The 12,506-nt window shown below is 47.7% G+C and carries 10 protein-coding genes; 7 read left to right on the forward strand and 3 right to left on the reverse strand.

Annotated features, from left to right (window positions below; all coding sequences use genetic code 11):
• Positions 1-47: 47 nt before the first annotated feature.
• The 3 genes from arcC to arcA form a co-directional block, all read right to left on the reverse strand.
• Positions 48-983 (reverse strand): carbamate kinase, encoded by a 936-nt coding sequence (gene arcC / locus MJ595_RS06340; protein WP_263081592.1) that lies wholly within the window; start codon positions 981-983, stop codon positions 48-50.
• Positions 984-1,056: 73 nt separating this feature from the next.
• Positions 1,057-2,058 (reverse strand): ornithine carbamoyltransferase, encoded by a 1,002-nt coding sequence (gene argF / locus MJ595_RS06345; RefSeq protein WP_263081593.1) that lies wholly within the window; start codon positions 2,056-2,058, stop codon positions 1,057-1,059.
• Positions 2,059-2,191: 133 nt separating this feature from the next.
• A complete protein-coding gene (arcA, locus tag MJ595_RS06350) occupies positions 2,192-3,415 on the reverse strand; it encodes an arginine deiminase (RefSeq protein WP_263081594.1) in 1,224 nt (407 codons plus the stop codon).
• 520 nt (positions 3,416-3,935) lie between these two features.
• Here arcA and MJ595_RS06355 point away from each other — a divergent pair.
• From MJ595_RS06355 to rsd, 7 genes are all read left to right on the forward strand, one after another.
• On the forward strand, positions 3,936-5,327 hold the full coding sequence (locus MJ595_RS06355) for a YfcC family protein (RefSeq protein WP_263081595.1): 1,392 nt from the start codon (positions 3,936-3,938) through the stop codon (positions 5,325-5,327).
• Positions 5,328-5,387: 60 nt separating this feature from the next.
• Positions 5,388-5,849 carry a transcriptional regulator ArgR gene (gene argR / locus MJ595_RS06360; RefSeq protein ID WP_263081596.1) on the forward strand — a complete coding sequence of 154 codons (462 nt, stop codon included), beginning with the start codon at positions 5,388-5,390 and terminating at the stop codon, positions 5,847-5,849.
• Positions 5,850-6,089: 240 nt separating this feature from the next.
• The gene (locus MJ595_RS06365; protein WP_263081597.1) at positions 6,090-6,572 is read left to right on the forward strand and encodes a hypothetical protein; all 483 of its coding nucleotides are present in this window, start codon (positions 6,090-6,092) and stop codon (positions 6,570-6,572) included.
• 189 nt (positions 6,573-6,761) lie between these two features.
• Positions 6,762-9,104 (forward strand): RNA-binding transcriptional accessory protein, encoded by a 2,343-nt coding sequence (locus tag MJ595_RS06370; RefSeq protein WP_263081598.1) that lies wholly within the window; start codon positions 6,762-6,764, stop codon positions 9,102-9,104.
• A 240-nt stretch (positions 9,105-9,344) separates the two neighbouring features.
• On the forward strand, positions 9,345-10,892 hold the full coding sequence (gene gshA / locus MJ595_RS06375) for a glutamate--cysteine ligase (RefSeq protein WP_263081599.1): 1,548 nt from the start codon (positions 9,345-9,347) through the stop codon (positions 10,890-10,892).
• Between the two features lie 29 nt (positions 10,893-10,921).
• On the forward strand, positions 10,922-11,422 hold the full coding sequence (locus MJ595_RS06380; protein WP_263081600.1) for a disulfide bond formation protein B: 501 nt from the start codon (positions 10,922-10,924) through the stop codon (positions 11,420-11,422).
• 530 nt (positions 11,423-11,952) lie between these two features.
• A complete protein-coding gene (gene rsd / locus MJ595_RS06385; protein ID WP_263081601.1) occupies positions 11,953-12,414 on the forward strand; it encodes a sigma D regulator in 462 nt (153 codons plus the stop codon).
• Positions 12,415-12,506: the final 92 nt, after the last annotated feature.

Below are 12,506 nucleotides of genomic sequence, written 5' to 3' on the forward strand. Positions count from 1 at the left end.
GGTTTTTGATCAATATTGGGACTTTTAACCTGAGTTAACTCATTTTCTCAATAGTAAGTCACACCATCGGCAACATCATTGCGAATCACTGTACCGGAATCACTGGTGAGAATTTCCGCTGCATATTCCAGGGAGCCGATGGCTGCCATCTTGCCGCCATTACGAACAAACTGGGTAGCCGCCTCGACTTTAGGTCCCATGGAACCCGCAGCAAAACCGAACTGATCCATGGCCTCGGGTGTGGCGCAGCGAATATCTTTGGAATCTGGCTGACCAAAGTTGGTGGCTACTGCCTCAACGTCGCTCAGAATAATAAAGGCATCGGCTTCAATCCCTTCAGCCAGAACGCGGGAAGCACGGTCTTTATCGATTACAGCCTCAACACCTTCCAGGGTGCCGTCTTCTTTGCGGGTTACGGGAACGCCACCGCCACCACCACAGATCACAGTAATGTCACCAGAAGAAATCAGATGCTGCAGGGAAGGCAGTTCCAAGATTTCCTGAGGCTGTGGGGAAGGCACTACGCGACGGAAGTACTCGCCATCAGCCTTGATAGTCCAGTCAGGATTAGCCTTCAGCATTTCTTCAGACTCTTCCTTGCTGTAGACAGGACCCACAAACTTGTCCGGATCACTGAATGCTGCATCAGATGTATCAACCAGCGTCTGTGTAGAAACAGTGCATACCTTGCGACCAGGCATCTGGTTACGCAGTTCCTGCTCAAACATAAAGCCGATCATACCCTGAGTCTGGGCACCCAGAGCATCCAGCGGATAAGGTGTAACTTCTTTATAGGATTCGTTCATCAGGGCCAGCAGGCCAACCTGAGGGCCATTACCGTGGGTCAGGATAACCTGATGGTCACGGGCAATTTTGGCAATGGATTCTGCGGCCTTACGGATATTTTGGCGCTGAACACCGCACTCAAGTGGTTCACCACGCTGAAGAATGGCGTTTCCGCCCAGAGCAATTACTACACGCATCGTATTTATAGACTCTTATAAATCAGGGTAGAAATAAAAAGAGAGCCTCCCGGCTCCCTTTCCTCACTGGTGCTTATTCGCCCAGAGTGGCAACCATTACCGCCTTGATGGTGTGCATGCGGTTTTCTGCTTCATCAAACACAATGGAGTATTTGGATTCGAATACGTCTTCAGATACTTCCAGACCGTTCATGTTGTACTTCTCAGCCACTTCCTTACCGATGGTGGTTTCATCGTTGTGGAATGCTGGCAGGCAGTGCATGAATTTCACCTGAGGGTTGCCGGTCTTGGCAATCATGTCCATGTTCACCTGGTAAGGTGTCATCATAGCCACGCGCTCATCCCAGGCTTCCTGGCTCTCACCCATGGAAACCCATACGTCGGTGTACAGGAAGTCAACGCCCTTCACACCTTCGTCAACATTTTCAGTCAGGGTAATACGGGCACCGGTTTCTTCAGCGATACGGCTGCATTCTTCAACCAGGGATTCTTTAGGCCAGAACGCTTTAGGAGCAACCAGACGAATATCCATGCCCATCTTGGCAGCACCCACCAGCAGGGAGTTACCCATGTTGTTACGGGCATCGCCCATGTAAGCAAAGGACATTTCATTCAGCTGACGACCCTGGCCATGTTCCAGCATGGTCATGAAGTCTGCCAGAATCTGGGTGGGGTGCCAGGTGTCAGTCAGACCATTCCATACAGGCACACCGGAGAATTCGCCCAGCTCTTCAACGGCTTTCTGGGAAAAACCACGGAATTCGATACCGTCATACATGCGGCCTAACACACGAGCAGTGTCTTTCACTGTCTCTTTTTTACCCATCTGGGAGCCACCGCTGATGTAAGTCACGTTGGCACCCTGGTCAAAAGCGGCCACTTCGAACGCACAACGAGTACGGGTAGATGCTTTTTCAAAGATCAGGGCAATGTTTTTGTTTTTCAGACGCTGCTGCTCATAGCCATTATATTTGGCTTTTTTCAGCTCCATCGCCATATCGATGAAGTGGTTGATTTCGCGAGGAGTGAAATCCAGCAGCTTCAGGAAGTTACGGTTGCGCAGATTGAAAGCCATGGTTGTATACCTTGTTCAAGCACCCCATGTTTCATGGGGCATAATTTTTTAGTGGAAGCATTCATTGGTCAATGCTTCCTTTCGTTTTGTTGAACCCTGACTGAACTGCTGCCAATCAAGGTTCAGAATAAACTTAGATATCGTCACGCTGCATTGGGCAGCTCATGCAACGGGCACCGCCGCGGCCACGACCCAGGTCTTCGCCCGGAATAGTCAGCACCTTGATACCCGCCTCTTCCATATTGCGGACGGTGTTGACGTTACGCTCATAGGTCACAACCACACCTGGGCGAATCGCCAGAACGTTGTTGGCATCATTCCACTGTTCACGTTCAGCTTCGAAAATATCGCCACCCGTAGGCACCATGCGCAGTTCCGGCACGTCCAGGGCTCGGGCAATGGCCTTGGTGAAGCCGTCTTTCACACGATTGAATACGATCTCTTCATCAGCTCCCGGAGTCAGTTCCCAGCATGCAGTATCACCCTTCATAATGTCTGGGTAGTAGGTGAAGCAGTCGATATCCATGTGAGTGAATACAGTATCCAGGTGCATGCAGCTGCGAGCCTTGGGCAGTTGCAGGGCAATGACTTTCTTGGCCTGGCCAGTCTTGAACAGTGCCCGGGTCAGTTGTTCAACACCCTGTGGAGTGGTGCGCTCGGACATACCGATCAGGACAGTGCCACGACCAATAACCAGAACATCGCCACCTTCGATTGTAGAGTGATCAAAGTTACGATCTTCATCACCAAAGTAGGTCTGGAAATCAGCATCCTTGAACATGGGGTGGAATTTGTAGATGGCTCTCAGGTGAACGGTTTCACGCTTACGGGCAGGCTTGGCCATTGGGTTTACGGATACACCACCGTAAATCCAGCAAGAGGTATCACGGGTAAACAGGTGGTTAGGGATAGGATCAATGATGAAGTCAGTTTGACCCATCATTCCCAGAGTCATGCTCTTACAGGAGGAATCCAGCTCAGCAACGGTCAAGCCACCGGTTAAATGCTTGGCCAGGGACATTTCATCCATGGACTCCAGATAAGCGCGAACTTCTTTCGCCAGGGCATTCCCATAACGATGCTTGTTAACCTGGCGATCCAGAACCCATGCTTTTGCTTCAGGAATTCTCAAAGTTTCTGCCAGCATGTTGGTGAGCAGATAGACTTCTGTACCGTTTTCCGTCAGAACTTTTTGAAATTCGTCATGCTCTTTACCGGCCTGTTCAATACGCAGCACGTCATCAAATAGCAGGGATTCGCAATTGGAAGGAGTCAGTCGCTTAAGACTTAACTCTGGACGATGCAACATTACTTTGCGCAGCTGACCAATTTCAGATCCAACGTAAAACTCGTTCATGTTCCTAGCCTAAAAATTTAGTTAAAAACTTTATAAAAAAACAATATCAAAAAATAATCAGGACTTTTTACCCAAGCTATAAAAACCAACAGCAGATTTTTACAGTCTCAATTTAAAATGCCCCCATAAAACCAATCATGTTTAATCAATTCAAATGACAGGTACTGTAAATAACTTGGCAGCAAGCTTACTCTTAAGACGTCTTTAATTATTGACACAGATCAACTATTGATAGGCAATAACACCCATAAAAAGTCACTATAATAGCTATTTACCCAGACTTAACGGGTCCTTATTCGCATAAACTCACAAACCCATTCAGCAAAACGCATAAACACCCATTTTTTATTCGCCTCTCTATTTTTGATTTAAATCAAAAAATAAAACGTTGGGATTGCGGACACTTTGCATATCAACCCTTAACCTGAAAATACCCTTCTTAATTCATAGTGAGTAGAGAAATTTTCAGTTAATAACCTACTTTTGCGTCATCTCTTCCATTAAGCTCATTGGAGTGGTTATGAGTGCCATTAAAAACCTAAAGCTGCCTTCAGCCTATACAATCCTATTTTTGATTATTGCCTTTATGGCTGTCATGACCTGGATTATCCCTGCCGGGCAATACCAAACGGTAATGAATGAAACCCTGGGTAAAGAAGTGGCTGTTGCCGGCACTTATGCACGAACCGATGCCAATCCCCAAGGCTTGATAGATGTTTTGTCTGCGCCAATTACCGGTATTCAAGGCTCTATCGATCTGGGCCTGTTCATACTTATCATTGGTGGCTTCCTGATGGTTATCTCTGCAACCGGGGCTATTGATGCAGGTATCGCCCGGGCTGTTTCCCGTATGAAGGGTAAAGAGCACCTGATGATTCCTATTCTGATGGCATGCTTTGCAGGCGGTGGCACTGTCTATGGTATGGCCGAGGAAACCATTCCATTCTATATGTTGCTGATCCCTGTCATTATTGCTGCCGGCTACGATGCTCTGACCGGGGTTGCTATCGTCCTATTAGGTTCCGGTATTGGCGTACTGGGTTCAACCATTAACCCCTTTGCCACCGTTATCGCTTCCGATGCTTCCGGCATTCCCTTTACCCAAGGTGTTGGTTTACGCATTATCATACTGGCCCTGAGTTTCCTGATCAGTGTTTTCTATGTGATGCGTTATGCTAAAAAGGTAAAAGAAAATCCAGCCGCTTCTCTTGTGGCTGAAATGAAAGAAGCCAACGAAAAGCATTTTCTTGAAAAACGCGGCAAGGAAGAAAACAATGAATTCACCTTCAAGCATAAGCTGATTCTGACCCTCTTTGTTGTCACCTTCGCCATCATGATTTGGGGTGTGGCAGCCGGCGGTTGGTGGATGACAGAAATGTCTATCCTCTTCCTTGCTGCCTCCATTATCGTTGCAGTGATTGGTGGTCTGAACGAAGAGAAGTTTATTGAGTGTTTTATAGAAGGCTGTAAAGACCTTCTCGGTGTTGTTCTGGTTCTGGGTATTGCCCGTGGTATCGGTACAGTGATGGATAATGGCATGATCACCGGAACCATCCTTAGCTGGGGTGAATCCAGCCTCGCCAACCTGCCATCTGTGCTGTTTGTTAACGTGATGTACCTGATTCATGCGGTGCTTTCGATTTTTATTCCTTCCACATCTGGCCTGGCCGTATTCTCCATGCCTATTATGTCACCACTGGCTGATTTTGCCGGCGTTGGCCGTGAGCTCGCAGTCACCGCTTACCAGAGCTCTGCCGGACTCACCAATCTGGTGACCCCAACCTACGGTGTGGTGGTAGCAGGGCTGGCTATTGGACGGGTATCTATCGTACGCTGGTTCAAATTTATATGGCCTCTGCTGTTGATTCTGGCCGCTGTTTCCATGATCAGCCTCAGCATCGCCGCCCTTTAATTATGTGAAGATCAGGGGAATTTATCCCCTGATCCTTTGTTTTATCTCGGACCCCCCTCAATGAGAGTTCACGATCCCGTTCTGGTAAAAACCTTTAAAGTGCTTTTGCAGGAGCACCAATTCAGCTCTCAGGCTGAAATGGTTTGCGCCCTCAAGCATGAAGGCTTTGAGAATATCAATCAGTCCAAAGTCTCGCGAATATTGACCCAGCTCGGCGCTATTCGCACCCGGAACGCAAAAAAAGAAACCGTTTACTGCCTGCCTGGCGAACTGGGCGTACCCTCTGTTGATGCTCCTATATCCAGCCTGGTGGTTGATATTGATTACAATCATGCTTTCGTCGTAATCAAAACCACGCCTGCCGCTGCCCAGATTGTTGCCCGACTTATGGACTCACTGGGTAAGGCAGATGGTATCCTGGGTTGCGTAGGGGGAGATGACACTATTTTTGTTACCCCCACCCGGTGTACCACCGTAGAAAGCCTGTACCAAACCATCAAGCAACTGCTTCGTCCCCGTTGATGGACGCTCTGTAGCCTGTAGGGCTGTTGATATTTGCATTCCGTTCCCGGCATCTTGCCGGGGGTCAGCCATACCCAGCTGAATTGTCAGTAATACTGCCCCTGCGGTTAGCCCATTTCTCAGCCTACTCCGGTATAACATTCCTTAACCCGGGCAAATAAGCACACCAAACGGGTTTAAAATAACCTGTCCTGCTCATGGCCCATACAACTTTTAGCCAACAGTTATGAGGGTAGTGATATGAAAGGAATCATCGAAATTCTCAGCAAACAGGCAGCCATTGCACGCGAACTCACTGAACAGAAACACAGGCTTCCGGCTGAAGAGCAAAAAGCCACACCTCCCGTTTTCGGTTTCAGCGATGGAGATGAGGTTCAAATTGAGCGCTTTTGCAGAATTATCTGTTATGGGATGAGCACGCCCTTTCCCCGCTCACAGCAACAGTTGGGATATGCGGTTATAGGATTAAAAAAGGCACTGAAAAAACTGAGTCTTGTGGAGCTACTTAACCGCAGTCCCAACGTGGCACTTGTAACAGCTGAATGCTCAAGGCCTGAAGTTAAGCCATTACCCCAGCTGGATAACCTGCTGCACCAGGATTTATTACAAAAGGCTCTACCTAATTTACGACAGGCTGTACGTTTCATGCATGAGCGTGATCAGCAGGACATTTACAGCATTTTGCAACTGAAGGTTGGCTATTTAACACCCCCCTGCTCCTAAAGGGAGCAGGATTATCAGAAGGACGGATTTTTTTACGCTGTAGCGCCATAAACCTGAAATCTTTAATCCGGTGCTGTACTAAAATCAACAACCACTTCCTCAACTTCAAACAAGCAAACTACAGACAATCCTGCCTATTTAGTTATAATCTTTTCGCTTATAACGACCATTTCTCACTGAGTATATTGTATGGAGATTATCCCTCAGCGCATTGCCGACGAGCTGGGTGTTCGGGAGACCCAGGTAGCCAGCGCAGTGAAATTACTGGACGATGGCGCTACAGTTCCCTTTATCGCCCGATATCGAAAAGAAGCCACCGGCGGGCTGGATGACACCCAGTTAAGAACGCTGGAGGAAAGGCTTCGTTATTTACGGGAGCTGGAAGAGCGTCGCCAAACGATTCTGAAAAGTATCGCAGACCAGGAAAAACTCACCCCGGAACTAGAAAAAGATATCCGGTCTGCTGACACCAAAACCCGCCTGGAAGACCTTTACCTGCCCTACAAACCCAAACGACGCACCAAAGCCCAGATCGCCAGGGAGGCAGGACTCGAACCACTGGCGGATGCCCTGTTTGATAACCCATCCCTGACACCAGAAGAGGAAGCGGCTGGCTATATCAATGCTGACAACGGTATAGCCGACACCAAGGCCGCACTGGAAGGCGCCCGCTATATTCTGATGGAGCGTTTCAGTGAGAATGCTGAACTACTGGGACAACTTCGAGAGTTCCTGTGGAGTGACGGGCTACTGAAAAGTACAGGGGTTGAAGGCAAAGAGGAGGAAGGTGCCAAGTTCCGGGATTACTTTGAGTACGATGAACCACTGAAGAGCATCCCTTCTCACAGGGCCCTGGCAATCTTCCGTGGCCGTAACGAAGGCTTTCTTCAGTCTGGCATTCACCTTAAAGACGAGCCCGAAGACCGACGTGAAACCCACCCCTGTGAAAAACTCGTGGCAGATTTCTGGAAAATATCTGACCAGGGACGTGCTGCTGATGGCTGGCTGAGAGATGCAATTCGCTGGACCTGGAGAGTAAAACTCCTGACCCAGCTGGAAACCGAATTAATGACCCGGTTGCGCGAACAGTCCGAAGATGAAGCGATCAAGGTCTTTGCCAAAAACCTGAAAGACCTGTTATTGGCAGCACCTGCCGGATTGCGTCCCACCATTGGACTGGACCCCGGTCTGCGAACCGGTGTTAAAGTGGCCGTGGTTGATGGTACTGGCAAGCTGGTTGAACACACCACTATTTTTCCACATGTACCACAGAAACAGTGGAAGGAAGCCCTGGGAACTCTGGCAACATTATGCCTGACCCATCAAATCGAGCTGATCAGCATTGGTAATGGTACGGCTTCCCGGGAAACGGATCGCCTGGTGGCAGAACTCATGAGAAGCTACCCCAAACTGGGACTGACCAAAATTGTAGTCAGTGAAGCAGGTGCCTCCGTTTACTCGGCGTCAGAACTGGCCGCTCGTGAATTTCCTGATCTGGATGTTTCTTTCCGCGGAGCCGTATCCATTGCCCGCCGACTCCAGGATCCCCTCGCAGAACTGGTAAAAATCGAGCCAAAATCCATCGGCGTTGGACAATACCAGCACGATGTCAGTCAGACGCAGCTCTCGCGCTCTCTGGAGGCCGTTGTAGAGGATTGTGTAAACGCAGTAGGGGTGGACGTAAACACCGCCTCAGGCGCTTTATTATCCCGTGTATCAGGTCTTAACAGGACACTGGCTGAAAACATCGTGGCATTCCGTAATGAAAACGGTACATTTGCCAACCGAAATGCTTTGCAAAAAGTAGATCGTTTCGGGGCTAAAACCTTTGAGCTGGCGGCTGGCTTTTTACGGGTGATGAACGGAGACAATCCTCTGGATAGCTCTGCCGTCCACCCTGAAGCTTATCCCGTAGTTGAAAAGATCGCTGCTCAATCCAGGCGTAATGTTGAAAGCCTGATTGGCGACAGTGCCTTCTTAAAATCCATCACCCCGGAAACCTATACTGACGACCAGTTCGGTCTGCCCACGGTAACAGACATCATTTCTGAACTGGATAAACCAGGAAGAGACCCCCGTCCGGAATTTAAGGCGGCTGAGTTTAAAGACGGTATTGAAAATATCCGTGACCTCAAGCTGAATATGGAGCTGGAAGGTTCTGTGACCAACGTGACAAACTTTGGGGCCTTTGTTGATATCGGTGTTCATCAGGATGGGCTGGTTCATATTTCCGCCCTTTCCAACAGTTTCGTAAAAGATCCCCGGGAAGTTGTGAAAGCGGGCGATATTGTGAAGGTCAAGGTAATGGAAGTGGATATTTCCAGAAAACGCATCGGCCTTTCCATGCGCATGTCTGATACGGCTGAAGGCAGGGCAGAGCAAAAACAGCAATCACCGAAAGAGAAAATATCCTCTGGTAAGAAGCAGGCTCAACCCGGAAGCCATAAAAAATCAGGCAACAAAAAACAGGGCGCGGCGACAGGAGGCACTTTCGCAGATTTATTTGCCAATGCCAAAAAGCTGCGCAAATAAATTGATACCCGAACAGGGAGTGGGAAAGTAAGTAGGGGTTTTGAACTTCATGTCACGCCTGTGACTCACTTCCTACTTCCCCATAGCACCTCCGTAATGGCTTTCATACCTTCATAAACATACCGGTTTCATCGTGGATGAAACCGGTGCTTCAATATAAAAAATCTATCCACTGGTGCAACCGTAACGTTTACGTTATATAGTTTTTCCCCCTGATCTATCAGACACCGGAACCTTATCTTGACTACCCTGTATCAGAACCGTCTGGAGCGTCTAGGACAACTGACCAGCCAGAAGTTACTTCTTGGCATTCGCCACGGCATTGAGCGTGAAGGGCTGAGAGTTTCCAAGAATGCAGAACTATCCAAAGAAGCCCACCCCAAAGCGCTTGGCAAGGCGTTAACGCACCCCTATATTACTACGGACTTTTCTGAAGCCCTGCTGGAATTTATAACACCGGTCTATGGTGAAGTTAACGACGCACTTACCTTTCTAAAAGAACTCCATTGCTATACCGCTCAACACCTGAGCGATGAAGTGCTATGGGCAGGTAGCATGCCCTGTTTGCTGGCCGGTGACCAGAATATACCGGTGGCCCAATACGGGAAATCGAACATAGGCCAGATGAAAACAACGTATCGCGAGGGGCTTTCTCACCGCTATGGTAAGGCCATGCAAACCATCGCAGGACTGCATTACAACTTTTCCCTGCCGGAAGATTTCTGGACTCTCCTGAATACATCATCTTCTGAAGGTTATCTTGCCCTGATCAGAAATTTCAGGCGATATTCATGGCTGCTAATGTATCTTTTTGGCGCTTCCCCTGCGATGGATTCCAGTTTTTTTGATCCTTCTGAAAATAATCCCGGTCTGGAAAAATTAGGACGGGACACGTTATTTTTACCTTATGCCACTTCACTCAGAATGAGTGATATGGGCTATACCAATAATGCCCAGTCATCCCTGAATATTTGCTATAACACTCTTGAAGAGTACATAGAGAGCCTATGGCAAGCCATTCAGACACCCTATAAGCCATATCAGCAAATTGGTATAAAATCACCTGAAGGTGAATTCAAACAGCTTAATGCCAACGTGCTGCAGATTGAGAATGAATACTACAGTACCATTCGCCCCAAACGAATCTCCCACTCAGGAGAAAAGCCATTAACAGCCCTGAGTCAGAGCGGGGTTGAGTATGTCGAAGTCCGATGCATTGATATCAACCCTTTCGAGCCATTGGGAATTAATCATCAGGATGCTGATTTTCTCGATATTTTCCTGATGTACTGCGCCATACAAGAAAGCATGCCTATTGAAGCTCAAGAGTGCCGCAACGTCACCTATAACTTTGAAAGAACCGTTCTGGAAGGTCGGCGTCCCGGCTTGCAGCTAAATACCCCGGATGGCTCAAGACTATTAACGCAATGGGGAACGGAGCTACTGGACAATATGCTGCCAATCGTTCAGTTAATGGATTCTATTTCAAACACCTCAAGGTATTCTAATAGCTTTAGACAACAACGCGAGAAGCTTGCAAACAGTGCTATAACTCCTTCCGGGAAAGTATTGTCAGCGCTGAGCAACGAACCCGTGAGCCATATAGAGTTTATGCTGGGTCAATCACAAAGGCATCAACGTTTATTTAAGCAGCATGAATTGACCCCTGAGAGGATAAAATACTTCCAGCAAATAGCGCAGAGATCCAGGCTGGATCAAGAGGCGATTGAAAAGGCAGATACCGTCAACTTCGAGACATTTCTGCAACAGTACCAGCTTGCTGATTAGCAAGGTTTAACCCAATTAGGCTAGCTATTATGACAAGACTAACATCGAGGGTTCTATTTTTACTTGCCGCATTGTCCTGTGCAGGTCTAATAGGATTTGCCTTATTCCTCCAGCATATTGAAGGTCTGGAGCCCTGCCCTCTCTGCATTTCCCAGCGCATAGTCGTCATTGCTATAGGCCTGGCAGCTCTCGTCGCCACAATACACAACCCGGGTCATTTGGGTTACAAAATATATGGCGTTTTAACATCCCTGCTAGGAGCCAGTGGCATGGCATTAGCTAGTCGGCAGATCTGGATTCAACACCTGCCACCAGAACAAGTTCCCAGCTGTATGCCTGGTGTCGAGTACTTAGTGGATATTTTACCACTGACGGAGTTTGTAAAAATCATGCTGACAGGTACCGGAGACTGTGCTGAAATTCAGTGGACTTTTCTGGGACTCACCATCCCGGGGTGGACTCTCCTGACATTTGCCGGTTTTACTGTTTTTGGCATTTACGAGATTTTTCGCAAGCGCAGAAGGGTTTGATAACTGATCACCGCTGTTTAGCCATTTCTGGATGGACAGCGATTCCCCACCTATCACCACCCGTAAAATCCCAGCCGGATAACCCTGGCCTGCCAGTAAAATCACGCCGCCTATAAATATTTTTTTAAAATTAATATAACTTTTTTTATTTCAAATAGTATTTAAAAAATCCCCCCCCCTTTAAAACTCAGCACCTTCACCCTCCCTCTCAAAAATTTGCTTTTTATATCAGTTTGTGAATTATGAAATAAAGGCTTGCCGCGAAAAAATCGCTGTCATAACCTAGCCCGGATATTTCATAAACTGCCCCGAGCATTGCGCAGGGCTTTGTGGTTCTAAGGAATTTTGTGAAGGAGTGCCGTACCAGGGAGTACGGTCGACTGAACAAAACTTTCTTAGAACCGCAAAGGACAAGTAAGGCCGGGAGCATGTTTATGAAATATCCGGGCTAGCGACTTAGCTGCTGGATAGCAGGCGCTTGAGTGGTCCCGTTGCAAGCAGATAAGATCGAACCACTAAGAGGAATTGTCATGCTGGAGGGTTGCAGAACGGCCAAAGAGCGTTGGGGAGGCGTATCCGAAATAGTCGATCGCTGGCTCAACGAACGTCAGGAGTTAATTGTACTGTACTGCTCCATTAATGGTATGGATCAGCTGAACAATGACAACAGACCAATGGCAAGTAAGCTAAAAGAGCTCTGCCAGATTCTGGTGGATTACGTCTCTGCAGGTCATTTTGAGGTTTATGACCAGCTGATACAAGAAAGCCTGGAGTTTAATGATGGGGGAATTGATCTAGCGGAATCCCTTTACCCAAAAATTGAGCAAAATACCCATCACTGTCTTGATTTTAACGATAATTGCGAAAACATCAGTGATATAAAACGTCTTCAAAAGTCTTTATCCAGGTTAGGTGAAGCATTAGAAGAACGCTTTATGCTTGAGGATAAGCTGATTGCAACATTACACGAATCCCATCGTAATCAACTTTGAAAAAACCAAGAAAACTTATACCTCTGAGCTCAAAGACAGGTTGCTGGCAATGCTTGCGATCTGTTTAACAATTTGTTTTTTATCGACTTATT

This window comes from Endozoicomonas sp. Mp262 (assembly GCF_025643335.1).
Taxonomy (GTDB): Bacteria; Pseudomonadota; Gammaproteobacteria; order Pseudomonadales; family Endozoicomonadaceae; genus Endonucleibacter.